Here is a 24,048-nt window from a genome sequence, read left to right on the forward strand (position 1 = left end):
TAGTTCGACGTTGCGCTTCCCCTACCGGTGAGAAGTGTCCCGGAAGTGACGAATTCCCGGCTTTCCTGTCGTTCGAGGACGATGTGCCGCACCTTCACGCGTCCTTGGCTTGACGCGTCCTCGGCTTCACGCGTCCTCGGCAAGCTCCAGCCACCGCATCTCCAGCTCCTCGCGCTCCCCGGCGAGGTCCCGCAGTTCGGCGTCAAGCGTGGCGACCCTCGCGAAGTCCGTGGCGTTCTCAGCGATGGACGCGTGCAGCTTCGTCTCCTTCTCGGAGATCTTGTCGAGCTGCCGCTCGATCTTCTGGAGCTCCTTCTTCGCGACCCGCTGATCGGCGGAGCTCTTCTCCACGGCGGGCTTCGACACCACGGGCGCCGAGGCGGCGGCCGTCTCCTCCATCCGCTGCCGTCGCTCCAGGTACTCGTCGATGCCCCGCGGCAGCATCCGCAAGGTGGCGTCCCCGAGCAGCGCGAAGACCCGGTCGGTCGTCCGCTCGAGGAAGAACCGGTCGTGGGAGATGACGACCATCGAGCCGGGCCACCCGTCGAGGACGTCCTCCAGCTGGGTCAGCGTCTCGATGTCCAGGTCGTTCGTCGGCTCGTCCAGGAACAGCACGTTCGGCTCGTCCATCAGCAGCCGCAGCAGCTGGAGCCGCCGCCGCTCACCGCCGGACAGATCCCCGACCGGCGTCCACTGCTTCTCCTTGTTGAAGCCAAAGGTCTCGCACAGTTGCCCGGCGGTCATCTCGCGCCCCTTGCCGAGGTCCACGCGCTCCCGTACCTGCTGGACGGCCTCCAGCACCCGCAGCGCGGGGTTGAGTTCGGCGACCTCCTGCGACAGGTAGGCGAGCTTGACGGTCCTGCCGACCACGACCCGCCCGGCCGCGGGCTGCTTCTCGCCCTCGGTCCGCGCGGACTCGGCCATGGCCCGCAGCAAGGACGTCTTCCCGGCGCCGTTGACCCCGACGAGACCGATCCGGTCGCCCGGGCCGAGCTGCCACGTCACGTGCTTGAGCAGGACCTTGGGCCCGGCCTGCACGGTGACGTCCTCCAGCTCGAAGACGGTCTTGCCCAGCCGCGAGGAGGCGAACTTCATCAGCTCGCTGCTGTCCCGCGGCGGCGGCACGTCCTTGATGAGCTCGTTGGCGGCCTCGACGCGGAAACGCGGCTTGGACGTACGGGCCGGAGCCCCCCGTCGCAGCCAGGCCAGCTCCTTGCGGACGAGGTTCTGCCGCTTGGTCTCCTCGGTGGCGGCGATCCGTTCGCGCTCGGCACGTGCGAAGACGTAGTCGGAGTAGCCGCCCTCGTACTCGAAGACATCGCCCTTCTGCACGTCCCACATGCGGGTGCAGACCTGGTCGAGGAACCACCGGTCGTGGGTGACGCAGACGAGCGCCGAGCGCCGCTCGCGCAGGTGCTTGGCCAGCCAGGAGATGCCCTCGACGTCGAGGTGGTTGGTGGGCTCGTCGAGGACGATCAGGTCCTGTTCCTCGATGAGCAGCTTGGCCAGGGCGATACGGCGGCGCTCGCCACCGGAGAGCGGCGCGATGACGGTGTCGAGGCCCTGCGGGAAGCCGGGCAGGTCGAGCCCGCCGAACAGTCCGGTCAGCACGTCGCGGATCTTGGCGTTGCCTGCCCACTCGTGGTCGGCCATGTCCCGGATGACCTCGTGCCGGACGGTGGCCGTGGGGTCCAGGGAGTCGTGCTGGGTGAGAACGCCCAGGCGCAGGCCGCCGGAGTGCGTGACGCGTCCGGTGTCGGCGTCCTCCAGCTTGGCGAGCATGCGGATCAAGGTGGTCTTGCCGTCGCCGTTGCGGCCCACGACGCCGATGCGATCGCCCTCGGAGACGCCGAGCGAGACACCGTCCAGCAGCGCACGGGTGCCGTACACCTTGCTGACGTTCTCGACATTGACCAGATTGACGGCCATTTCTCTCCTGCCCAGGGGGATCGATCGACCCTCCAGGGTAGTCCGACCGCTACGCCCCCATCACCGTCGCACCCGGCACGGGCCCCGACGCCGTGCGCACCGACCGGCACGTCCCCGAGGCCCGCAGTGCGTCCGCGATCTTCGCCGCCGACCCGGGATCGCGGGCGAGGAACGCCGTGGTCGGGCCCGAGCCCGAGACGAGCCCGGCGAGGGCGCCCGCGGCGCTGCCGGCCGCGAGGGTGTCGGCGAGTTCCGGGAAGAGCGAGAGGGCGGCGGGCTGGAGGTCGTTGGAGACGGCGGCGGCGAGCGCGTCCGGGTCGCCCTCGGCCAGCGCGTCGAGCAGTGCCTCGGAGGCGACGGGCTCGGGGACGTCGAGGCCCGCGGTGAGCCGGTCGAACTCCCGGAAGACGGCCGGCGTCGACAGCCCGCGCTCCGCCATCGCGAACACCCACGAGAAGGTGCCGCCGACGTCGAGGGGGCGCAGCTTCTCCCCGCGTCCGGTTCCGAGCGCGGCCCCGCCCACCAGGCTGAACGGCACGTCACTGCCCAACTCGGCGCAGATGTCGAGCAGTTCGGCACGGGAGGTGCCCGTCCCCCACAGCGCGTCGCAGGCCAGCAGCGCACCGGCGCCGTCCGCGCTGCCGCCCGCCATGCCGCCGGCGACGGGAATGTCCTTGGCGATGTGGAGATGGACGTCGGGCCGCAGACCGTGGCGCTTGGCGAGGGCGATCGCCGCCCGCGCGGCCAGGTTCGTACGGTCCAGGGGCACCTGGCCGACGTCCGGACCGGCGCAGCTGACCTGGAGCCCGTCGGCGGGTGTCACGGTCACCTCGTCGTGGAGGCCGACCGCGAGGAAGACGTTGGCCAGGTCGTGGAAGCCGTCGGGGCGGGCGGCGCCCACCGCGAGCTGGACGTTGACCTTGGCGGGGACGCGGACGGTGACGCTCACTGCTGAACCGGCTCCTTCGGGGGTTCGGGGGTCGTCCCCCGGGATGACGCAGCCTCGGCGATCCGCGCGAACTCCTCGACGGTGAGCGACTCGCCGCGGGCCTGGGGCGAGACCCCGGCCGCCACGAGGGCCGTCTCGGCGGCCGCGGCCGAGCCCGCCCACCCGGCGAGCGCGGCCCGCAGGGTCTTGCGGCGCTGGGCGAAGGCCGCGTCGACGACGGCGAACACCTCGCGCTTCGACGCGGTGGTCCTGATCGGCTCGGTCCTGCGGGTGAGCGCGACGAGCCCGCTGTCGACGTTCGGTGCGGGCCAGAAGACGTTGCGGCCGATCGAGCCGGCCCGCTTGACCTCGGCGTACCAGTTGGCCTTCACGGACGGGACGCCGTACACCTTCGAACCGGGGGGCGCGGCGAGCCGGTCGGCGACCTCCGCCTGGACCATGACGAGGGTGCGTTCGATGCTCGGGAAGGTGTCGAGCATGTGCAGCAGCACGGGGACGGCGACGTTGTACGGGAGGTTCGCGACGAGTGCGGTGGGCGCGGGGCCCGGCAGCTCGGTGACGTGCATGGCGTCGGAGTGCACGAGCGCGAACCGGTCCGCGCGGTCGGGCATGCGGGCCGCGACGGTGGCGGGCAGTGCTCCCGCGAGGACGTCGTCGATCTCGACGGCGACGACACGGTCGGCCGCCTCCAGCAGCGCGAGCGTGAGCGAGCCGAGCCCCGGGCCGACCTCGACGACCACGTCGTCGTCCCGGACGCCTGCGGTGCGCACGATCCGGCGGACCGTGTTCGCGTCGATCACGAAGTTCTGGCCGCGCTGTTTGGTGGGGCGTACGCCGAGGGCGGCCGCGAGTTCGCGGATGTCGGCGGGGCCGAGGAGGGTGTCTGGGGAGGGGCTGCTCACGTGGACAGCCTAGCCGCGGGCCGGTGGGGGGCCGGTCGCGGCCGCTCATCCGTGCAGACGGCCACCGCAGTGCGGCCAGGGGCTCGCCCCCCGCCGTACGTACAGCTTCTTCGCCCGGAACGTCTGCTCCGCCGCGGTCGCGTCCTGGGGGCGGCCGGAGCCCCCGAGGCCCTGCCAGGTCCTCGTGTCGAACTGGTAGAGGCCGCCGTACGTCCCCGAGGGGTCCACCGCGTTCGGGCGGCCGCCGGACTCGCAGTGCGCGAGTCCCTGCCAGTTCAGGTGGTCCGCGCCCTGCACGGAGGTGGGCCTCGGCTTCGTGCCCACTCTCACGATCTGGGTGCGGGGTTCGCGGACCGTCTCGACCCTGATCCGCCGCGGCCTCTGCCTGACCCCGTTGACGGTTCTGAGGGAGTACGTGACCCGTCGCACCCCCGGTGTCCCCGCCTGGTCCACGACCTCCGTGCCTTTGAAGAGGGAGGCGTCCTCGCTCCGCTCCTCCCGGAAGGGGATCTGCTCCTCGCGCACTTCCTTCGACGCGGTGATCCGCAGCACCGTGACGGTCTGCCCCTCGCGGGGAAAACTCCCCGGCGCTACCGAGGTGGTGTCCATCCCGCTCAGCGTGACCCCGGCCTCCTCGACGGCCTCGGCCACGGTCGCCGCGTTCGTCCGGATCGTCCGCGCCCGGCCGTCGGCCATGACCGTCACGGACCGCTCGGTCCGTACGTCCAGCGCGAGCCCTTCCCGCCCGATCGGCCGGGAGCGCGAGGTGGACACGTACGCGCCCTGCGCACGCACCCCGAGCTGTTCGAGGGCCCCGTCCACCGTCCGTGCCGTGGTCCACACCTCACGCCGGTGGCCGTCGAGCGTGAGCCGCAGGGGACGCCCGTACCGCACCGCGACCTCGTCCCCGCTGGCGAGCTGTTCGCCGGGGGCGGGCGCGACCACGTCGTGCGCCCCCACCGCGACTCCCTCCTCGGCGAGCAGTTCGGTCACGTCGTCGGCGAAGGTGTGCAGCGTCCTGGGCTTGCCGTCGACGGTGAGCTCGATCGCCTTGTCCTTGGCGACGAACGCGGTGGTACCGCCGGCGAGGAACGCGACGACCAGCGCCTGCGGAAGCAGCCGGCGCATCGCGCTGTCCGGCCGCTGCGCGTAGCGGGTCCTGCGCCGGCGGGCCGCCCGGCCGCCCACCGCGGCCTGGCGCGGGAGCGGTGCGTCCGGCATCTCGTAGGCGGGCCGGTAGGTGTCCTCGTAGGGCCGCGTGCGTGACATGTCCGGCACCCCGTACACCCCGTGGGCGAGCGTCTCGGTGGTGTCCGGATCCGTGGGCGGCACCTCGGGACCGCCGTACGCCGACGGTTCGTACGGCGCGGTCGGGCCGTACGCCTCGTAGGCCTCGTACGTCTCGTACTGCGAGTTGCTCACGACGACACGCTCCAGGGGTCCGGATCGGGCCCACAGAACCTAGCGGAGCGGTCGTCACTCTCCAAAGCGACGCGACTACCCGGAGTTACGTTCGAGCGGGTCAGTATCCGAAGGCGCGTGCGGTGTTGGCGGCGAGTGCCGTGGCCAACACGTCCTCGTCGATGCCGCGCACGGCGGCCATGGCGCGCACCGTGACCGGAATGAGATAGGGGGCGTTGGGCCGTCCGCGGTACGGCACCGGCGTCAGGAACGGCGCGTCGGTCTCCACGAGGAGGAGTTCGAGGGGCGCCACGGCCACGGCGTCCCGCAGGTTCTGGGCGTTCTTGAAGGTGACGTTGCCGGCGAAGGACATGAAGTATCCGGCGCCGGCGCAGATCTCCGCCATCTCGGCGTCGCCGGAGTAGCAGTGGAAGACGGTGCGCTCGGGGGCGCCCTCCTCCTTGAGCACGCGCAGGACGTCCGCGTGGGCGTCGCGGTCGTGGATGACGAGCGCCTTGCCGTGCCGCTTGGCCATCTCGATGTGGGCGCGGAAGGACGCCTCCTGCGCCTCCTTGCCCTCGGGCCCGGTGCGGAAGTGGTCGAGGCCGGTCTCGCCGACGCCCTTGACCTGCGGGAGTGCGGCCAGCCGGTCGATCTCCGCGAGCGCCTCGTCGAGGGCCCCGGTGCCGCCGGCCCGGCGGGCCCCCTGCCGGGACCAGCCGTCGGGGTCGCCGTGGACGATCCGGGGCGCCTCGTTGGGGTGCAGCGCGACGGTGGCGTGGACGGCGTCGTACCGGCCCGCCGTCTCGGCCGCCCACCGGGAGCCCCGTACGTCGCAGCCGACCTGGACGACCGTGGTCACCCCGACCGACGCGGCTTTCGCGAGCCCCTCCTCCACGGTCCCGTCCTGCATGTCCAGGTGGGTGTGGGAGTCGGCGACCGGTACCCGCAGGGGCTCCGGGAGCGGCGGGGCCGCGTTCTTCTCGCGGGGGCTGTTCGAAGGCATGCCCCGATCCTACGAAAGGGGCATGCCCACCCGGATGGCGGAGCGGTCAGCTCGCCTTGCGCTGGAAGACGTGCAGCAGGTCGGCCAGGTGCCAGTGGTGCTCCCCGCCCGGCCCCTGCGCGGTGTCCCCGGCCGCCGGTGCCTCCAGGGGTCCGGCAGGGGGCGTGCTGTGCTGACGGTGTGCCGCGTCACGGGCGGAGGCGACCCGGCCGGGCCGCATGATCCGTACGACGTGGTGGTCGCAGTTCGCGCACGCGGGCTTGGAGAGCGGCGAGGGCACGATCCGCCCGTCCACCATGTACTGCACGAACTCCCGGCCGTCGCCGTCGATGTGGTGCTCTATCTCGTACGACTGCTCCCACCCATGCCCGCAGCGCATACAGGCGAAGGAGTAGGACTCGTTGACGACGGCTGTCGCACCGGGGTGCCCTGCGATCTCGCTCATGCCAGCTCCTGTGTGTCCGCTGGTTCGAAGGACGGGTACGTCCCTCACCCCAGTGGACGCCTCCCGGGACACGATGGCGACAGGCCTGTCGACTGTTGGAGCCGATTTGGACCTTCCTTGCCAAAACGGCCCGTCCGGCCCCGCGGAGCTTTGCATTCCGAGACACCGCTTTGCCCGCACATGGGGCGCACGCTCAGAAGTCATGCGCCCTGCTCAGAGGGGGTGTGACCCACCTCATGGAGCACTTCACCCAGTGGCGTTCTTCGCGGCGACGACGGCATCGAAAACGACCCTCTTCGGGACCCCCGCCTCGACGGCCACCGCGGCGATCGCCTCCTTGCGCCGCTCCCCCGCCTCCTCCCGCACCCGCACCCTGCGCACCAGTTCCTCGTCGTCGATCTCCCCGGCCCCCTTCTCGGGCGCCCCCTCGACGACGACGGTGATCTCGCCCCGTACGCCGTCCGCGGCCCATTCGGCGAGCGCGCCGAGCTCCCCCCGCTTGACCTCCTCGTACGTCTTCGTCAGCTCCCGGCACACCGCCGCCCGCCGCTCCGCCCCGAACACCTCGGCCATGGCGGCGAGCGTGTCGTCGAGCCGGTGGGGAGCCTCGAAGTACACGAGGGTGCGCCGCTCGTCGGCGACCTCCCGCAGCCGGGAGAGCCGCTCGCCGCCCTTGCGGGGCAGGAAGCCCTCGAAGCAGAACCGGTCGACGGGCAGCCCGGACAGCGCGAGCGCGGTGAGCACCGCGGACGGTCCCGGTACGGCGGTGACCCGGACGTCCTTCTCCACGGCCGCGGCGACCAGCCGGTACCCGGGGTCGGACACCGACGGCATCCCGGCGTCGGTGACGAGCAGCACACGCGCGCCGCCGAGGAGTTCCTCGACGAGTTCGGGGGTGCGGGCGGCCTCGTTGCCCTCGAAGTACGACACGATCCGCCCCTTGGGCGTCACGCCGAGGCCCTGGGTGAGCCGCTTCAGCCGCCGGGTGTCCTCGGCCGCGACCACGTCGGCCCCGGCCAGTTCCGCCGCGAGCCGGGGCGGAGCGTCCGCGATGTCGCCAATGGGGGTGCCCGCCAGCACAAGGGTTCCAGTCACGTCCCCCATCCTCCCAGCCGCGCCCCGAACCGGACGCATCCGCCCATGCACGGGACTCACACAGCGCCGTTCCTTACGATGGCGCCGTGACCAGTACCGCGTCCTCCACGGACACCCGGCAGGACCAGGCCCCCCAGGACCGGCGGCCGTCGTGGCAGCAGAGGCTGCGCCGTTTCGGCTACACGGCCGAGGCCAGAAGCGACGTGCGCGAGCGCCTGGTGCCGTCCTTCGTCGTCCCCTCTCCGCGGATGTGGCAGGTCCTGGGCGTGCCCGGGGCGCTCGCCGAGCGGGTCACCCGCTGGTCGGGCTGGCTGGGACCGCTGCTGGTGACGCTGGTGGCGGGGCTGATGCGGTTCTGGAACCTGGGCAGCCCCAAGAAGGTGATATTCGACGAGACGTACTACGCCAAGGACGCGTGGGCGCTCGTCCACCGCGGCTTCGAGCTCAGCTGGGGCAAGAACGTCGACAGCCAGATCCTGTCCTCGAACGGGCACGTGGCACTGCCGGCGGACGCCGCCTATGTGGTGCATCCGCCGGTCGGCAAGTACGTCATCGGGCTCGGCGAGCTGATGTTCGGGTTCGACCCGTTCGGCTGGCGGTTCATGACGGCCCTGCTCGGCACGCTGTCGGTGCTGATCGTGTGCCGGGTGGGCCGCCGGATCTTCCGCTCCACCTTCCTCGGCTGTCTTGCGGGCGCGCTGATGACCGTGGACGGTCTGGCGTTCGTGATGGCGCGGACCGCGCTGCTCGACGGTGTGCTGATGTTCTTCGTGCTGGCCGCGTTCGGCTGTCTGGTCATCGACCGCGACCGGGCCCGGGAGAAACTCGCGGCCGCCCTGCCGGTCGACTCCTACGGTCTCGCGCGCCCCGACGCGCACATCGCGGACACCCTGCGCCTGGGGTGGCGCCCCTACCGGTGGCTGGCGGGCCTGCTCCTGGGCCTCGCCATGGGCACCAAGTGGAACGGCCTGTTCTTCCTGATCGCCTTCGGCATCATGACCGTCCTGTGGGATGTCGGCTCCCGCAAGGTCGCGGGCGCCCGGCACCCCTACGAGGCGGTCCTCAAGTACGACCTCGGCATCGCGTTCCTCGCCATGGTGCCGGTCGCGGTCGTCACCTACGTCACCTCGTGGATCGGCTGGATCCTCTCCCCCGCGGACGGCACCGGCGGCTACTACCGCAACTGGGCGGCGACCGACGGCAAGGGCGGCAGCTGGACGTTCCTGCCCGACTGGTGGCGCAGCCTGATCCACTACGAGCACGAGGTCTACAAGTTCAACGTCGGCCTGTCCTCGCCGCACACGTACATGTCCAACCCGTGGAGCTGGATCGTCGACGGCCGCCCGGTGTCGTACTTCTACGAGTCCCCCACGCCCGGCACCGACGGCTGCCCGGTCGACGCGGGCGGGAAGTGCGCGCGGGAGGTCCTGGCCATCGGCACGCCCCTGCTGTGGTGGGCGGCCTGCTTCGCGATCCTCTACGTCCTGTGGCGCTGGTTCTTCCGCCGCGACTGGCGCGCGGGCGCCATCGCCTGCGGTATCGCGGCCGGGTACCTGCCCTGGTTCAACTACCAGGAACGCACGATCTTCTTCTTCTACACGATCGTGTTCCTCCCCTTCCTCTGTCTCGCCGTCGCGATGCTCATCGGCGCCCTCATCGGCCCGCCACGCGCCTCCGACACCCGCCGGGTTGCGGGCGCCACGGCAGCGGGTGTCCTGGTCCTCCTGATCGCCTGGAACTTCATCTACTTCTGGCCGCTGTACACGGGGACGGCGATCCCCATCGACAACTGGCGGTCGCGGATGTGGCTGGACACGTGGGTCTAGCGGGCCATCATTCACGTATGTGATTGAGCACCCGCTTCGACGAATCGGGAAACTCCTGCCCCGGCCGTCACACCTCCCGCTTAGGCTGCCCACAACAACGGGGAAATCGGGGAGGGGGCCACACCATGGCCAAGGGGGTGAAGGTCGCTGTCGTCAGCACGGTGTTCGCCGTGATGGTCGGCGGGGCCGGGTACGGGGCGTACAACTTCGTGTCGGCGTTGAGCGACGACGGGAGCGGTGGGGTCGGGGACGCCAAGCGGAGCGGGCCGCCCACCGCCGACGAGATCAAGGAGACCTCCAAGGACTTCTTCGCCGCCTGGGAGAAGGGCAGCGCGGCGAGCGCGGCCGCGCTGACGAACAACAACACGGCGGCCGAGGCGCTGCTGGCGGCCTATGGGACGGACGCCCACATCGGCGACGTGCGCATCACGCCCGGCAGGGCGACCGGCGCGACCGTGCCGTACCGCGTGAAGGCAACGGTGTCGTACGACGGGAAGTCGAAGCCGCTCGCGTACAGCAGCAAGCTGACGGTCGTGCGCGGGGTGACCACCGGCAAGGCGCTCGTCGACTGGCAGCCCTCCGTGGTGTACCCGAAGCTCCAGCGGGACGACCGGCTCGTCACCGGCGAGTCCGCGAACCCGGCCATCGAGGCGGTGGACCGGGGCGGCAAGGTGCTGACCAAGGAGAAGTACCCGTCGCTTGGCCCGGTGCTGGACGCGCTGCGCGAGAAGTACGGGGACAAGGCCGGCGGCACCCCCGGTATCGAGCTGGTCATCAAGCACCCGGACCAGAGCCCCGACACCTCGCTGCTGACCCTCGCCGAGGGCAGGGCGGGCAAGCTGCGGACCACGATCAGCGGGAGCGCGCAGGCGGCCGCCGAGAAGGCGGTGAAGCTGTACGGCCAGTCGTCCGTCGTCGCCGTCAAGCCCAGCACCGGTGAGGTGCTGGCCGTGGCCAACAACCGCACGGACGCCTTCAACGCGGCCTTCGAGGGCACCAAGGCCCCCGGCTCCACCATGAAGATCATCACCGCCGCGATGCTCATCGACAACGGCGTGACCTCGATGAACGGCCCGGCGCCCTGCCCGGACAGCGCCGTGTGGCAGGGGCAGACCTTCAAGAACCTCACCGGCATGCAGCCCAACGAGGGCGCCTCGCTGGCCAACAGCTTCATGCGGTCCTGCAACACCGCCTTCATCAAGCTGATCGACGAGAAGCCGCTCACCGACGAGTCGCTGACGCAGGAGGCCCAGAACCGCTTCGGGATCGGCGAGGACTGGAAGACCGGCATCGTCTCCTTCGACGGCAAGGTGCCCGCCGTCAGCGGCCCGGACCGCGCGGCGAACGCGATCGGCCAGGGCCAGGTCCAGATGAACCCGCTGAACATGGCCTCGGTGACGGCCACCGCGATCACCGGCGCCTTCCACCAGCCCTACGTGGTCTCGCCCCAGCTCGACGACCGCGAACTGGCCACCGCGAAGGGGCTGCCGTACAACACCGCCTCCCAGCTGAAGCAGATGATGAAGCTGACCGCGACCCAGGGCACGGGGGCCAAGGCGATGGCCGGGCTCGGCGGGGACATCGGCGCGAAGACCGGTTCCGCGGAGGTCGACGGGCAGCAGGTGTCCAACAGCTGGTTCACCGGTTTCCGCAACGACATGGCCGCGGCGGCCATGACGGAGGAGGGCGGCCACGGCGGCGACGCGGCGGGCCCGATTGTCGCAGCTGTGCTACGAGCCGCAGGCTGACGTCACCCGTGCGGGAGAGGGACTCTAGTCTGTTGCAGTCGTTGAGGTGCATGAGGGCCGGACCCTGGCGTCACATTCCCGTCGTCCGCCCGAAGGGCGGGCCCGGCGGCGTCTGGTGCGTGTGATCGCAAGGCGCCGGGCCGCCCTCGTGGCGGAGCCACGTGGGCGGTTCGGCAACGCGGCGAGCGCGCGTGCCAGGCGCCGCCGGGCAGACGGGAATGTGACGCCAGGGTCCAGAGGGGACCCTGGAGCAGCGCGGAGGAAGCGTAAGTCGTGGGTAACAGAAGGCGCGTCGCCGAGCGACGGAAGACCAAGCCCGCCGTGGTCGGCGGGATGATCGCCGTGGTCGTCGGCGGCGCCGGCATCGGCGTCTACGCGCTGTACGGCGCCGGGGCCGCGGCCGACGAGCGGACGCAGAACACGTCCGCGTCCGCCGACCACAAGCCGAAGGTCAAGACCGGCCCGCTGTCGGCGACCGAGGTCACCACCACCGCGAACGCCTTCCTCACCTCCTGGCAGCAGGGCAGGGTGAGCACGGCGGCCGCCGCGACCAACGACACCAAGGCCGCCACCACCCTGCTCACCGGCTGGACCAAGGACGCCCACCTCACCGGCGCCACCCTCACCCCGGGCACCCCCGCCGGCGGCAAAGTGCCCTTCTCCGTCAAGGCGACGGTGTCGTACAAGGGCCTCAGCAAGCCGCTGACCTACGCCAGTTCACTCACCGTGGTCCGCAACACCACCACCGGGAAGCCCCAGGTCGACTGGACCGCCTCGCTCGTCCACCCGGATCTCAAGGACGGCGACACCCTCGTCACCGGCGAGTCCGGGACCCCGCCGATCAAGGCGGTCGACCGGGACGGCGGCGAGATCACCGAGGCGAAGTACCCGTCGCTGGGCACGGTCCTGGACGGCCTGCGGGAGAAGTACGGCAAGAAGGCCGGCGGCAAGGCGGGCATCGAGCTCAGGGTGATCCGCGGAAAGGGCTCCAAGTCCTCCGACAAGACGCTGGTGGAGCTCAGCAAGGGCACCCCCGGCACCGTGCGGACGACCCTGAGCCCGAGGCTCCAGGCGGCGGCCGAGGCGCAGGTCGCCAAGCAGGCGAAGTCCTCGGTGGTCGCCCTGCGCCCGTCGACCGGCGAGATCCTCGCGGTGGCGAACGCCGGTCACGGCTTCAACACCGCCTTCCAGGGCTCCCTCGCGCCGGGCTCCACGATGAAGGTCATCACCTCCTCGCTGCTGATCGAGAAGGACCTGGCGTCGCCGGACAAGGCGCACCCGTGCCCGAAGTACTTCACGTACGGCGGCTGGAAGTTCCAGAACGACGACAAGTTCGAGATCAAGGGCGGCACCTTCAAGGCGAGCTTCGCCCGCTCCTGCAACACCGCCTTCATCAGCCAGGCGGGCAAGCTGGACAACGACAGCCTGACCAAGCAGGCCCAGCAGGTCTTCGGTCTGTCCATGAACAACTGGGCGATCGGCGTCCCGTCCTTCGACGGCTCGGTGCCGGTGCAGAGCGCGGCCCAGAAGGCGGCCTCGCTCATCGGCCAGGGCGGGGTCCGGATGAACCCGCTGAACATGGCCTCGGTCTCCGCCACCGTCGAGTCCGGCGCCTTCAAGCAGCCCTACCTGGTCGCGCCGTCGGTCGACCACCGCACGCTGGCCACCGCCTCCCGCTCGATGTCCTCGGGCACGCTGTCGCAGCTGCGTGAGCTGATGGCGTACACGGCGGGCTACGGCACGGCGGCCGAGGCGATGTCCGGGGTGTACGGCAACGTCGGCGCCAAGACCGGCTCCGCGGAGGTCGACGGCCAGAAGAAGCCGAACGGCTGGTTCACCGCGTACCGGGGCGATCTCGCGGCGGCCGGCGTCGTCCAGGCGGGCGGCCATGGCGGCGACACGGCGGGCCCGATCGTGGCGACTCTGCTGAAGCTGGGCGGCTAACCCCGCACCGGGGCGGCAGCCATATACGTCCGGCGCAGGAACCTGAGCAGCGTCTTCTGCTCGAACTGCACCACCGACACGCCCTGCGGGGTGTGGAACTCGACCACGGCCTGCACCCGTCCGCAGGGCCAGACCCGGACTTCGCCGCTGCCGGCCGGGGCCCTGAGTCCCTGCTCCAGCAGCGCCCGCGAGAAGGTCCATTCGTGGGTGCCCGGCAGGCGGATCCGTACCGAGCGCGGGTCGGTCTCCGGGTCGTAGCGCAGGACCACCGGGACTGCCTCGTCCTCCGCGATGTCCACGTCCGAAACGATGTGGGCTCGTGCGTACTGTTCGACTACAGACATCGTGACGGCCCTCTCACGCTGCGTAACCTGTGCGGAAGCTGTGCATCCATTCTCTCCCCAGCGTCGCACATTTCCTGTGTTCCGCCCCCGGGACCGAAAGCCTGCGACTTGCTGTTCGTGGCCGGACTCTCTTGCAAAGGGTTCGCAACAAGCCACTATCATCGAACGGTGCATGTGCCTGACGGATTCATAGACGCCCCCATCTCGGCGGCGACCGGCGTGGTCGCCGCGACCGCCGTCGCGGTGAGCCTGCGCGGTGCCCGCCGTGAACTGGACGAGCGCACCGCGCCCTTGGCGGGCCTGGTCGCGGCGTTCATCTTCGCCGTGCAGATGCTGAACTTCCCCGTCGCCGCGGGGACCAGCGGACATCTGCTCGGCGGGGCACTGGCCGCGATCCTCGTGGGCCCCTACACCGGCGTCCTCTGCGTCTCGGTGGTCCTGCTCATGCAGGGCATCCTCTTCGCGGACGGCGGCCTGACCGCGCTCGGCGTGAACATCACCGACATGGCCGTCGTCACGACGGTCGTGGCGTACGCCGTGTTCCGAGGGCTGGTGAAGGTGCTCCCGCGCAGGCGCGGCTCGATCACCGCCGCCGCCTTCGTGGCCGCCGTGCTCTCCGTGCCCGCCGCGGCCGTCGCCTTCACCCTGATCTACGCCGTCGGCGGCACCACCGACGTCTCCATCGGCAAGGTCGCCACCGCGATGATCGGCGTCCACGTCCTCATCGGCATCGGCGAGGCGGCCATCACCGCGCTGACCGTCGGTGCCGTCGTCGCCGTACGCCCCGACCTGGTGTACGGCGCGCGGGGCCTGCGGCAGAAGCTCAAGCTGCGGGTCGACGGCGAGCTGGTCGACGTACCGGACACCGCGCCCGTCGCCGCCGCCCGTTCGCACCGCAAGGTGTGGATCACCGGCCTGGTGACCTCCCTGGTCCTCGCCGGGTTCGTCAGCTTCTACGCCTCCGCCAGCCCCGACGGTCTGGAGAAGGTCGCCGCGGACAAGGGCATCGACGCGAGGACCGAGAAGCACGCCACCTCGGACTCCCCGCTCGCCGACTACGGCGTGCGGGACGTCGAGAACGCCCGCCTGTCCGGGGGGCTGGCGGGCGTGATCGGCGTCGGTGTCACCGTCGTCGCCGGCAGCACGGTGTTCTGGGCGGTGCGCCGGCGCCGCAGCGCCGACACCACTCCCGTGAGCACGGGCGTCTGACATGGGCGCCGGACACGCGCACAGGCTCTACCGGCACGGGCACTCGGCGGTGCACGCCCTGCCGCCCCACACGAAACTCGCGGCGGCCTTCGGTTTCGTGGTGGTCGTCGTCTCGACCCCGCGCGAGGCGATGTGGGCGTTCGGCCTGTACGCCGTCCTCCTGGGCGTCGTCGCGTACGCCGCGCGCGTGCCGGCCGGTTTCCTGCTGAAGCGGCTGCTGATCGAGGTGCCGTTCGTGGCGTTCGCGGTGCTCATGCCGTTCGTCGCGGAGGGCGAGCGGGTCGAGGTGCTCGGCATGTCCCTGAGCGTGAGCGGTCTGTGGGGCGCGTGGAACGTCCTCGCCAAGGGCACGCTGGGAGTCGCCGCGTCGGTGCTGCTGGCGTCCACCACCGAACTGCGCTCGGTGCTGCTCGGGTTGCAACGGCTCAGGCTCCCGCCGCTCCTCGTCCAGATCGCGTCCTTCATGATCCGCTACGGCGATGTCATCACCGACGAGATGCGGCGGATGCGGATCGCGCGGGAGTCGCGGGGGTTCGAGGCGAGCGGCGTCCGGCACTGGGGCGTGCTCGCGAAGTCGGCCGGGGCGCTGTTCATCCGCTCCTACGAACGCGGCGAGCGGGTGCACCTGGCCATGGTCAGCCGCGGTTACGCCGGTTCGATGCCGGTGATCGACGAGGTGACCGCGTCCCGGGCGCAGTGGTCCTACGCTCTCGCGCTCCCCTTCGCCGCCCTTGTCGTCTGCGTGTTGGGATGGGCCCTGTGACAGCTTCCCTCGAAGTGACCGGACTGGCCTTCGCCTACCCCGACGGGCACCAGGCCCTGTTCGGCGTGGACTTCTCGATCGCGCGCGGCGAGCGGGTCGCGCTGCTCGGCCCGAACGGCGCCGGCAAGACGACCCTCGTGCTGCATCTCAACGGCATCCTGAGCGGCGGGGTGGGCACGGTGAAGGTCGCCGGGCTGCCCGTGGACCGGAAGCACATGGCCGAGGTCCGGCGCAGGGTCGGGATCGTCTTCCAGGACCCCGACGACCAGCTCTTCATGCCGACCGTACGCGAGGACGTGGCCTTCGGACCGGCGGCGGCCGGGCTGAAGGGGGAGGAGCTGGAGGCACGCGTGCGGACCGCTCTGGAGCGGGTCGGCATGGCGGACTTCGCCGGACGGCCCCCGCACCACCTGTCCTTCGGCCAGCGGCGCCGGGTGGCCGTCGCGACCGTGCTCGCCATGGAGCCGGAGATCCTCGTCCTGGACGAGCCCTCCTCCAACCTGGACCCGGCCTCGCGGCGCGAACTGGCCGACATCCTGCGCTCGCTGGACGTCACGGTCCTGATGGTCACGCACGACCTGCCCTACGCGCTGGAGCTCTGCCCGCGCTCGCTGATCCTGAGCGAGGGCACGATCGCCGCGGACGGGAGGACCGCCGAACTCCTCGCCGACGACGAGCTGATGCGCGCCCACCGGCTGGAGTTGCCCTTCGGATTCGATCCGCGGTCCGTGACAATGGGCGCGTGACGAACGAAGAGGACACCGGATCACTGCTGCTCGACGACCAGTTGTGCTTCGCGCTGTACGCCGCCCAGCGCGCGGTGACCGCCGCGTACCGGCCGCTCCTCGACGAGCTCGGGCTCACCTACCCGCAGTACCTCGTGCTGCTGGTGCTGTGGGAGCGCGGGGAGACCAGCGTCAAGGAGCTCGCGGGGGCGCTGCGGCTGGACTACGGCACGGTGTCGCCCTTGCTCAAACGGCTGGAGGCCGCGGGGCTCGTACGCCGGGAGCGCGCGGCGGCCGACGAGCGCTCGGTGCTCGTCGCGTGCACGGGACACGGGGAGGAACTCAGGGAGCGCGCGGCGCGCGTCCCCGCCGCGCTGCTCGCGGCGACGGATCTCGACGGCACGGAGGCCGCGCGGTTGCGCGAGGCACTGTGGCGGCTCGCGCACCGGGCGGACGCGGCGGCCGAGCGCCCCCGCTGACCGTCTGGCCTTCTGACCTTCTGACCTTCTGTTACCCGAAGTCACTACCCCCTGGTAACCCGGCACCGACCTACCGGCCGGTACCTTGTGCACGATGTACTTGTGCACACTTCTCCGGGGGGAGACCAGCCATGCCTGAGGAAACCGACGTCGACACCCGGCCGACGAAGATCATGTACGTGGCCGAGGCCACCGCCCACGGCGGCCGGGACGGCTTCGTCACCAGCCAGGACGGCCAGATCGAGCTGAAGGTCGCGATGCCGCCCGCGCTCGGCGGGGACGGCGAAGGCACCAACCCGGAGCAGCTGTTCGCCGCCGGTTACAGCTCCTGCTTCCACAACGCGCTCATCCTCGTCGGCAACCGCGAGGGCTACGACCTGACCGGTTCCACGGTCGCCGCGAAGGTCGGCATCGGCCCCAACAAGCACCGCGGCTACGGCCTCGCGGTCGCCCTGAGCGTCTCCCTGCCGGTCCTCGACGCGGGCCTCGCGGCGAAGCTGGTGGACGCGGCCCACGAGGTCTGCCCGTACTCCAACGCGACCCGCGGGAACATCGACGTGACGATTCTGCTTGGCTGAGACAGGCACCGAGCGGCAGCAGGAGGAATACGCGTGGACGTGAACGGCACAGTCGCCGAGTGCTTCGAGCCGGTCCGGGACGTGTTCGCGCGGAACTTCGAGGCGCTCGGGGACCGGGGCGCGGCGGTCGCCGTGTACCGGGACGGGCACAAGGTCGTCGACCTGTGGGCCGGCACCAGGGACATCGACGGCACCGAGCCCTGGCGGCACGGCACCGCGCAGGTCGTGCGCTCGGCGACCAAGGGCGTCGCCGCCGCCGTACCCCTGCTGCTGCACCAGCGCGGGGAGCTGGACCTGGACGCGCCGGTGGCCGAGTACTGGCCGGAGTTCAAGGTGCGCGGCAAGGAGCACGTGCTGGTCCGGCACGTGCTGAACCACCGGGCCGGGCTGCCGGTGATCGACCGGCCGCTCACCCCCGAGGAGGCCCTGGACCCGCTGAAGGGTCCCGAGGCGGTCGCCGCGCAGGCGCCCGTCTGGGAGCCCGGCACGGACCACGGGTACCACGCGCTGACGTACGGCTGGATGCTGGACGAGCTGGTGCGGCGGGTGACCGGGCTCGGCGCCGGCGAGTGGATCGCGCGGGAGATCGCCGGGCCGCTGCGCGCCGAGTTCTGGCTCGGGCTGCCGGCGGCGGAGGAGGCGGCCGGCCGGCCGGGACGGGTCGGCCGGGTCGAGGGGCCGGAGCCCGCCGGCGGCCTGCGCGCCCGCCCCAAGCGGTCCGTCACCGAGGCCTACGAGGATCCCGGCTCCCTCACCCGCCGCGCCTTCGCCGCGATCACGCCCTTCCCCGACCAGAACGCACCGGCGTACCGGGCAAGCGCCCTGCCCGCCACGAACGGGATCGCCACGGCCGACGGGCTGGCGCGCGTCTACGCGGCACTGATCGGTGCGGTGGACGGGGTGCGGCTCTTCGACCCGGCCACGGTCGCACTCGCCCGTGCCGAGGAGTCGGCGGGCCCGGACCGCGTGCTGGTCGTGAACACCCGGTTCGGCCTGGGCTACATGCTGCACGGCAGCGCCTCACCCCTCCTCGGCGCGGGCTCCTTCGGGCACCCCGGCCGCGGTGGCTCCCTCGGCTTCGCCGACCCGGAGACCGGCGTCGCCTTCGGCTATGTGACCAACGGCTTCCGCAAGACGGTCACGGCGGATCCGAGGGCGCAGGCGCTGGTCAGGGCGGTACGGGCGGCCCTGTAACGGCTGATACGGCTCACACGTTGATCGAGTGGGACCTTCGCCCGGACGCCTCGTCGATCTCGTCGTGCGCCTTGGTGAGCAACTGCATCGCGAGTTCGTTCAGCGCCCGGGCGGCGGCGACCTCCTCCCCCACCCTGGGCTGGTTGCTGTCGGTGTGGTGGCGGGTGGCGTGCCCGTGCGTGCGTACCTCGGTGCCGTCCGGCAGGCGGACCAGCGCCGCCGCCCGCGTGTGCTGGTCGTCCTCCTGGAACTCCAGCTCGATGTGCCATCCCACAGCGGTGTGTGTCATGACGATCGCCTCCGAAGCGTGTGTTTCCAGGGTGCTCCTCGGCGGGCGGCGGCGCACGGGGGTCAGCCGTCGGACTCCGCCGACGGCAGGTAGGCGCCGGGGACGGCGTTCGGCGTGTAGACCTTCTTGTCGCCGGGATACGGCTTGGTCCAGTCGTGCGTCTGGTACCAGGTGTAGCGGTTCATCTGCTCGGCGTTGGCGTAGTCCGGCACGGCGTGCGCGCCGGTCAGCCGCTGGTGCGAGGCCCAGGTCTGCCACTGCGCGGCGAGCTCCCGCTTCGCCTGCGGCACCGCCGCCGAGGTCGGCGCTGGCGCCGCGTCGGCGTCCTGGGCGGCCGGGGTGTCCGCGCCGCAGGAGGGCGTGGGGCTCACACCGAGGGTCAGCGAGGTGCGGTTGGGGACCGCCGTGAACGGGGTGGTGTCCGCCTTCGCGGTGAACGCCCCGTACATGGGCGTGGCCGCGCTGTCCTTCTGGTTCATCGGGTGGATCCCGAGGATCTGCTCGACCGTGCGGATCATCGTGATCTGCGTGTAGTAGTGGCTGTCGACGGTGCCGTGCTGGGCGTAGGGGCTGATGACCTGCACCGGGGCGCGGTGGCCGTCGACGTGGTCGAGGCCGTTCTGGGAGTCGTCCTCGACGACGAAGATCGCCGAGTCCTTCCAGTACTCGCTGTGGGAGATCTCGTCCACCATGCGGCCGACCGCGAGGTCGTTGTCGGCGACCTCGGCGGCGGCGTTGGCCGGGCCGCCGGTGTGGTCGTTGGAGAACCAGAACATGTTCAGGTTCGCCGGGCCGTTCCTCTCGAAGTCCTGCTTCCAGATCTGCTCTTTGTAGATGTCCGGGACGTCGAGGTCGAACATCGGGAAGCCCTGCACGGACACGTCGTTGAGCGAGGGAATCGCCGAGCCGGTCTTGATGGGGTACTGGGTCTGGGCCCCGGTCGCCGCCATGTTCTTGGTGTCGCAGTACAGGTTCTGCCAGCTGGCACCGGTCGGCTTGGACTCGGTCGACTGGAACTCGCCGAAGTCCTTGACCGACTTGCCGGCCGCCTGCGCGCCGGTCCAGATGAAGCCGGTCTTCTGGTGGCCGAGGACGTCGTTCTCGGTGTCGTAACTGCGCGTGTACTCACCGGCGGAGGACTCGGTGTACTCCGGGTTGTCCGACTGCATCAGCCAGTTGTGGCCCTCGGCGGAGTTGGTGCCGATGTCGTAGAAGTTGTCGTAGAGGCCGAACTGCTGGGCCAGGGCGTGCTGGTTGGGGGTGACGTTCGCGCCGAAGGTGGTGAGCGCCGGGTTGCCGTTGCCCTGCGGGAGGTCGCCGTAGACCTGGTCGTAGGTGCGGTTCTCCTTGACGAGCAGGAAGACGTGCTTGATCGTCGACGGGTCGCCGAGCCGGGCGGGGACCGGTAGGGCCTTGGCGTGGCTCGTGCCCTTGGCCGTGGTGACCGAGCCGGGTGTCCAGCCGTTCTGCTGGAAGACCTTGGCGGTCTGGGCCCTGATCACGAGGTCGCTCGGCAGCGTGAACTCGGTGAGGCTGGACGTGGTGTCGTGGGTGCCGTGGCCGGAGGCGGTGGTGGGGCGGCGGGCGTCTATGCCGCGGGTGTTGGAGACGACGACCTGCTTGCCGACGGTGGTGACCTCGGCGGGGAAGTAGTCGGTGGGGAGCAGACCGATGTAACTGGCCGGTTCCTGGGGGGATTTGTAGCGGTAGACGGCGACCGCGTTCGCGCGGCCCAGCGTCACCAGCAGCCGGCCGTCGTCGGTGAGGGTGACCGCGTCGGGCTCGTAGCCGACCTTCGCCTCGGGCCAGGGCTGGGTGGCGATGGTCTGGACGACCTTGTCCTTGCGGGTGTCGATGACCGAGACGCTGTTGTCGGCGGTGTTGGTGACGAACACCGCGCCCTTCTTCGCGTACACGGCGGTCGGGTGCAGACCGACGTCGAGGGAGCGGACCGCGGCGGACGGGTCCGCGGTGTCGATGACGCTCACCGTGCCGGTGGTGGCGGCACCGGTGTCCGGGTCGGCGGGAACCTGGGTGCCGTAGGAGTTCATGGTGGTCTCGCCGGCCCTGGCCGGACGGCCGCCCTCGTTGCTGACGTACAACCTGCCGCCGACCAGGGCGAGTCCGCGCGGGGCGTTGCCGACGGCCCAGGTCTGCTTGACGCTTCCGCTCGCCGCGTCGAGGGCGACCACCTTGTTCTGGCCGTTGACCGCCGCGTACACGGTGGAGCCGTCGGGCGAGAACACCGCAGCGCCCACAAGGGCCTGCCGGGAGCCGACGGCCGGGATCGGGACGGCCACCGGGTCGGCGAGGGTGCCGTCCGCGGTGACGGTGAACTTGGTGTAGCCGGTGGCCTGGCCGAGCCACAGCTGCTTGCCGTCGGGCGAGTAGGCGGGGCCCTCCTGGCCGACCGCGGCGCTGCTGATGCGCAGGTCGTCGGCCGCGTTGGCGCCGATCTTCTGCTTCACCTGACCGGTCGCCAGGTCCATGATCACCAACGCGGCGTCACCGTCGGCGACCGCGGCCGCGAGGTGGGTGCCGTCCGGGCTGACCGTGGACGACATGATCTTGCCGTCGTTGATGACGGTCCGGCCGCCGTACGGCTTGAGGTACTGGTCGCTGGAGATGACCTGGCCCCTGGCGGTGTCCTGCGCGACCTGCTGGGTGCCGAACTGGTAGGTGGAGGCGACCGCGGTGCCGGTGACGCCGAGGGCGACGGCGATGCCGGCCGTCACCAGCGTGCTCCGGCGGCTGAGGGCTCTGGCCTTCTCGCTGCTCCGGCGCCGACGTGTTACCTGCATGGGACTATCCCTTCGAGGTGGTGTCCAGCAGCTCGACGTCGCCGTCGAACTGCCACAGCGGGTTGGGCGCGTCCCCGGTGGAGGTCCGCACCAGGAAGTAGCCGTTCACTTCCTTCGGTCCGTCGCCGTCGGCGACGAACCGCCCGTCCGATCCGACGTCCAGCTGATAGACAGCCGTCCCCGCCACCGGTACGCCGGGCAGGTGCCAGGTCACGACACACCGCCAGTCATTGCCCGCCCCCTGTTGAGCGGCCTGGCCGTCGCTCTTGGTGCACGCCGCCGAGGTCCTGAGCTGTGCCTCGGTGACGGCGGGGCGGTGGAGTTGTTCGGTCTGCGAGCGGTAGAGATGGGCGAAGGTCGTGGCGAGGGAGCGCTGGACCTTGGCCTGGGTGATGCCCGTCGAGTCGGTCGCGACGGCGATCCCCGCGACGGTGAGAACGGTCAGCGCGGCCAGGGGCAGCACGCCCACGGTGAACGCGCGGCGCCCGGCTCCGTCGTAAGCCAGATTGGTGAAGTCCCGCCGGAGGAACAGCGAATGGGCCAGTACGGTCGCGAGCACGGCCCACGCCAGGCTGACGGCGACGCCGATCAGGAGCGGGGCGAGCCGGGCCGGGGCGGTGAACAGGCCGTTCCAGGAGATGAAGGCGTAGCCGGGCAGGGCGAGGCGTACGGCGACGGGCAGCGGCAGCATCTGGGCGACCTGCATGCCGAGCGCGACGAGCGGCGGCAGCAGCAGCCCCGTCGGGGACCGTCCGAGGGCGACCGACCCGAGCAGGCCGATGGCGGCGAGGGCCAGGGTCGGGGCGAGGGCGGCGACCCAGGCGAGCAGGACCCTCCCCGCGGCGTCGGAGGGGGTCAACAGGTGGCCGTCGAGGCCGACGAGCGGCTGGTTGCCGACGGAGGCGAGTCCGCCCACGGTGCTGGAGCAGGCCAGCCCGGCCACGAGCAGCAGGATGACCGTGAGACCGGCCAGCACCTTCGCCGCGAAGATCCGCCGCGGTGAGCGGACCGCCACCAGCAGGTGCCGCCAGGTGCCTAGCCGGTCCTCGGCGGCGAACATGTCACCGGCGACCACCGAGGTCAGCAGCGGAAGGGCCCAGGTGCCCGCGAAACCGAGCATCACCAGCGGTCCGGCCCACCCGGTGGCGTGCATCCAGCGGCCGAAGAGGGTGTCGGAGGGCAGCGTGCTCTGCCCGCTCACCCCGGCGACGAAGAGCCCCGGCGCGATCCAGCAGGCGAGGACGAGGAGGCGGATGCGCCACTGGGAGACCAGCTTGACCAGCTCGAAGCGGTAGCTGCGCGACACCGGGGCCGGCCCGGAGTGGACCGGGGTGGCGGCCGCGGCCGCGGTGGTGGTCATCGGCGTTCCTCCCGGTCCTCGGTCAGGGCCAGGAACGCGGCCTCCAAGGGCGAGACCACGGGCGCCAGTTCACGCACCGCGACGCCCGCCGTCACGAGCCGCGCCACCAGGTCGTCGAGGGCGGGGACCAGCGCGCGGACGACGAGCGGTCCGGAGTCCTGCCGGGTGCCGGCGTCGTCGACGATTTCGATCCCGTCCATGCCCTCGGCCAGCCGACGCGCGGCCCGCGGGTCGGACGTCCGCACCCGGTAGTCGAGTTCACGGCTCTCGGCGGCCAGTTTGCCGAGCGGGCCCGAGAACACGACCCGTCCCGTGGCCAGGATGGTGACCTCGGAACACAGCGCCTCCAGGTCGTCCATACGGTGGCTGGAGACCACGACACTCGTGCCGTCCGCGGCGAGCCGGTTCAGGACACCGTGCACCTGCCGTTTGCCCGCGGGGTCGAGCCCGTTGGACGGTTCGTCGAGCACGAGCAGCCGCGGCCGGGTCAGCAGGGCGGCGGCGAGGCCGAGCCGCTGGCGCATGCCGAGGGAGAAGCCGCGGGCCTTGTCGTCGGCGACGTCGGTGAGCCCGACCTGGTCGAGCACGTCGTCGATGCCGGCCGTACGTGCGTCGCGGCCCCGGAGTTCGGCCAGCGCGGCGAGGTTCTGCCGGGCGGTGAGCGAGGGGTAGAGACCGGGCCCGTCCACGAACCCGGCGACCCCGTCGGGAGCGGCGAACGCCCGCCCGACCTCGGTCCCCAGGACCTCCAGGCGGCCGGTGTCGGCGACGGCGAGGCCCAGCAGGAGCCCGAGCAGGGTCGTCTTGCCGGCGCCGTTCGGCCCGACCAGGCCGTGGATCTGGCCCCGCGTCACATCGAGGTCGACGCCGTCTAGCGCCACGACGTCACCGAAGCACTTGGTGATCCCGCGGGCCCGGACTGCGTGGAGTGTGTCCATGGTCCCCTTCTTCCGAAGTACGCAGGGACCCTAGGGACGGCACACACCCCCGCCACGGACGGCGGGCTGAACGCTCATGGAACGGACCGTCAAGACATGGGCAAGTAGGCAAACGAAGAGCCG

21 protein-coding genes are annotated in these 24,048 nt (G+C 71.3%); 9 read left to right on the plus strand and 12 right to left on the minus strand.

What is annotated here, in order from left to right:
- Nucleotides 1-126 precede the first annotated feature (126 nt).
- The 7 genes from H293_RS0126595 to rsmI form a co-directional block, all read right to left on the minus strand.
- On the minus strand, nt 127-1,929 hold the full coding sequence (locus H293_RS0126595; RefSeq protein ID WP_020120883.1) for an ABC-F family ATP-binding cassette domain-containing protein: 1,803 nt from the start codon (nt 1,927-1,929) through the stop codon (nt 127-129).
- Nucleotides 1,930-1,978: 49 nt separating this feature from the next.
- Nucleotides 1,979-2,878 carry a 4-(cytidine 5'-diphospho)-2-C-methyl-D-erythritol kinase gene (locus H293_RS0126600; RefSeq protein WP_020120884.1) on the minus strand — a complete coding sequence of 300 codons (900 nt, stop codon included), beginning with the start codon at nt 2,876-2,878 and terminating at the stop codon, nt 1,979-1,981.
- A complete protein-coding gene (gene rsmA / locus H293_RS50045; RefSeq protein WP_020120885.1) occupies nt 2,875-3,780 on the minus strand; it encodes a 16S rRNA (adenine(1518)-N(6)/adenine(1519)-N(6))-dimethyltransferase RsmA in 906 nt (301 codons plus the stop codon). Before rsmA ends, H293_RS0126600 begins: the two co-directional genes overlap by 4 nt.
- Before the next feature lie 45 nt (nt 3,781-3,825).
- Complete coding sequence (locus H293_RS0126610; RefSeq protein ID WP_020120886.1) at nt 3,826-5,202, minus strand: resuscitation-promoting factor; 1,377 nt, start codon at nt 5,200-5,202, stop codon at nt 3,826-3,828.
- A gap of 100 nt (nt 5,203-5,302) precedes the next feature.
- Entirely contained in the window at nt 5,303-6,187 is an 885-nt protein-coding gene (locus H293_RS0126615) for a TatD family hydrolase (protein ID WP_020120887.1), read from the minus strand.
- A gap of 46 nt (nt 6,188-6,233) precedes the next feature.
- Nucleotides 6,234-6,632: a hypothetical protein gene (locus H293_RS0126620; RefSeq protein WP_020120888.1), complete on the minus strand. Its 399-nt coding sequence runs from the start codon at nt 6,630-6,632 to the stop codon at nt 6,234-6,236.
- A 246-nt stretch (nt 6,633-6,878) separates the two neighbouring features.
- Complete coding sequence (rsmI, locus tag H293_RS0126625) at nt 6,879-7,727, minus strand: 16S rRNA (cytidine(1402)-2'-O)-methyltransferase (protein WP_028808223.1); 849 nt, start codon at nt 7,725-7,727, stop codon at nt 6,879-6,881.
- Nucleotides 7,728-7,813: 86 nt separating this feature from the next.
- On the opposite strand from rsmI, the gene H293_RS0126630 reads away from it, so the two are divergent.
- The 3 genes from H293_RS0126630 to H293_RS0126640 all read left to right on the plus strand — a co-directional run bounded on the left by H293_RS0126630 (nt 7,814) and on the right by H293_RS0126640 (nt 13,245).
- Complete coding sequence (locus H293_RS0126630; protein WP_020120890.1) at nt 7,814-9,553, plus strand: dolichyl-phosphate-mannose--protein mannosyltransferase; 1,740 nt, start codon at nt 7,814-7,816, stop codon at nt 9,551-9,553.
- A 125-nt stretch (nt 9,554-9,678) separates the two neighbouring features.
- Nucleotides 9,679-11,301, plus strand: a complete 1,623-nt coding sequence (locus H293_RS0126635) for a penicillin-binding transpeptidase domain-containing protein (protein ID WP_020120891.1) — start codon at nt 9,679-9,681, stop codon at nt 11,299-11,301.
- Nucleotides 11,302-11,574: 273 nt separating this feature from the next.
- Nucleotides 11,575-13,245, plus strand: coding sequence for a penicillin-binding transpeptidase domain-containing protein (locus H293_RS0126640; protein WP_020120892.1), 1,671 nt, complete (start codon nt 11,575-11,577; stop codon nt 13,243-13,245).
- On the opposite strand, the gene H293_RS0126645 is transcribed toward H293_RS0126640, so the two are convergent.
- Nucleotides 13,242-13,589 (minus strand): SsgA family sporulation/cell division regulator, encoded by a 348-nt coding sequence (locus tag H293_RS0126645; protein ID WP_028808224.1) that lies wholly within the window; start codon nt 13,587-13,589, stop codon nt 13,242-13,244. The genes H293_RS0126640 and H293_RS0126645 overlap by 4 nt on opposite strands.
- 168 nt (nt 13,590-13,757) lie before the next feature.
- Between H293_RS0126645 and H293_RS0126650 the strand changes: the two genes are divergently transcribed.
- The 6 genes from H293_RS0126650 (at nt 13,758) to H293_RS0126675 (ending at nt 18,537) form a co-directional block, all read left to right on the plus strand.
- Complete coding sequence (locus tag H293_RS0126650; protein WP_028808225.1) at nt 13,758-14,798, plus strand: energy-coupling factor ABC transporter permease; 1,041 nt, start codon at nt 13,758-13,760, stop codon at nt 14,796-14,798.
- 1 nt (nt 14,799) lies between these two features.
- A complete protein-coding gene (cbiQ, locus tag H293_RS0126655; protein ID WP_020120895.1) occupies nt 14,800-15,561 on the plus strand; it encodes a cobalt ECF transporter T component CbiQ in 762 nt (253 codons plus the stop codon).
- A complete protein-coding gene (locus H293_RS0126660) occupies nt 15,549-16,307 on the plus strand; it encodes an energy-coupling factor ABC transporter ATP-binding protein (protein WP_199790199.1) in 759 nt (252 codons plus the stop codon). The genes cbiQ and H293_RS0126660 overlap by 13 nt, the downstream gene beginning before the upstream one ends.
- A complete protein-coding gene (locus tag H293_RS0126665; RefSeq protein WP_020120897.1) occupies nt 16,304-16,765 on the plus strand; it encodes a MarR family winged helix-turn-helix transcriptional regulator in 462 nt (153 codons plus the stop codon). The genes H293_RS0126660 and H293_RS0126665 overlap by 4 nt, the downstream gene beginning before the upstream one ends.
- 131 nt (nt 16,766-16,896) lie before the next feature.
- Nucleotides 16,897-17,343, plus strand: coding sequence for an organic hydroperoxide resistance protein (locus tag H293_RS0126670; protein WP_020120898.1), 447 nt, complete (start codon nt 16,897-16,899; stop codon nt 17,341-17,343).
- A 33-nt stretch (nt 17,344-17,376) separates the two neighbouring features.
- Nucleotides 17,377-18,537 (plus strand): serine hydrolase domain-containing protein, encoded by a 1,161-nt coding sequence (locus H293_RS0126675; protein WP_020120899.1) that lies wholly within the window; start codon nt 17,377-17,379, stop codon nt 18,535-18,537.
- A gap of 13 nt (nt 18,538-18,550) precedes the next feature.
- On the opposite strand, the gene H293_RS0126680 is transcribed toward H293_RS0126675, so the two are convergent.
- From H293_RS0126680 to H293_RS0126695, 4 genes are all read right to left on the minus strand, one after another.
- Complete coding sequence (locus tag H293_RS0126680) at nt 18,551-18,826, minus strand: DUF1876 domain-containing protein (RefSeq protein ID WP_020120900.1); 276 nt, start codon at nt 18,824-18,826, stop codon at nt 18,551-18,553.
- A gap of 62 nt (nt 18,827-18,888) precedes the next feature.
- Nucleotides 18,889-21,627 (minus strand): bifunctional YncE family protein/alkaline phosphatase family protein, encoded by a 2,739-nt coding sequence (locus H293_RS0126685; RefSeq protein ID WP_028808226.1) that lies wholly within the window; start codon nt 21,625-21,627, stop codon nt 18,889-18,891.
- 4 nt (nt 21,628-21,631) lie between these two features.
- The gene (locus tag H293_RS0126690) at nt 21,632-22,987 is read right to left on the minus strand and encodes an ABC transporter permease (RefSeq protein ID WP_020120902.1); all 1,356 of its coding nucleotides are present in this window, start codon (nt 22,985-22,987) and stop codon (nt 21,632-21,634) included.
- Nucleotides 22,984-23,925, minus strand: coding sequence for an ABC transporter ATP-binding protein (locus H293_RS0126695; RefSeq protein WP_020120903.1), 942 nt, complete (start codon nt 23,923-23,925; stop codon nt 22,984-22,986). The genes H293_RS0126690 and H293_RS0126695 overlap by 4 nt, the downstream gene beginning before the upstream one ends.
- Nucleotides 23,926-24,048 lie beyond the last annotated feature (123 nt).

The sequence above is a fragment of the Streptomyces canus 299MFChir4.1 genome (genome assembly GCF_000383615.1).
Taxonomy (GTDB): Bacteria; Actinomycetota; Actinomycetes; order Streptomycetales; family Streptomycetaceae; genus Streptomyces; species Streptomyces canus_C.

Bases quoted from the DNA above. Each gene is read 5' to 3' on its own strand.
- H293_RS0126695 (WP_020120903.1), bottom strand. From the start codon at position 23,925: ATGGACACACTCCACGCAGTCCGGGCCCGCGGGATCACCAAGTGCTTC.
- H293_RS0126595 (WP_020120883.1), bottom strand. From the start codon at position 1,929: ATGGCCGTCAATCTGGTCAATGTCGAGAACGTCAGCAAGGTGTACGGC.
- H293_RS0126635 (WP_020120891.1), top strand. From the start codon at position 9,679: ATGGCCAAGGGGGTGAAGGTCGCTGTCGTCAGCACGGTGTTCGCCGTG.
- H293_RS0126690 (WP_020120902.1), bottom strand. From the start codon at position 22,987: ATGACCACCACCGCGGCCGCGGCCGCCACCCCGGTCCACTCCGGGCCG.
- H293_RS0126685 (WP_028808226.1), bottom strand. From the start codon at position 21,627: ATGCAGGTAACACGTCGGCGCCGGAGCAGCGAGAAGGCCAGAGCCCTC.
- cbiQ (WP_020120895.1), top strand. From the start codon at position 14,800: ATGGGCGCCGGACACGCGCACAGGCTCTACCGGCACGGGCACTCGGCG.
- H293_RS0126615 (WP_020120887.1), bottom strand. From the start codon at position 6,187: ATGCCTTCGAACAGCCCCCGCGAGAAGAACGCGGCCCCGCCGCTCCCG.
- H293_RS0126620 (WP_020120888.1), bottom strand. From the start codon at position 6,632: ATGAGCGAGATCGCAGGGCACCCCGGTGCGACAGCCGTCGTCAACGAG.
- H293_RS0126645 (WP_028808224.1), bottom strand. From the start codon at position 13,589: ATGTCTGTAGTCGAACAGTACGCACGAGCCCACATCGTTTCGGACGTG.
- H293_RS0126670 (WP_020120898.1), top strand. From the start codon at position 16,897: ATGCCTGAGGAAACCGACGTCGACACCCGGCCGACGAAGATCATGTAC.
- H293_RS0126660 (WP_199790199.1), top strand. From the start codon at position 15,549: ATGGGCCCTGTGACAGCTTCCCTCGAAGTGACCGGACTGGCCTTCGCC.
- H293_RS0126680 (WP_020120900.1), bottom strand. From the start codon at position 18,826: ATGACACACACCGCTGTGGGATGGCACATCGAGCTGGAGTTCCAGGAG.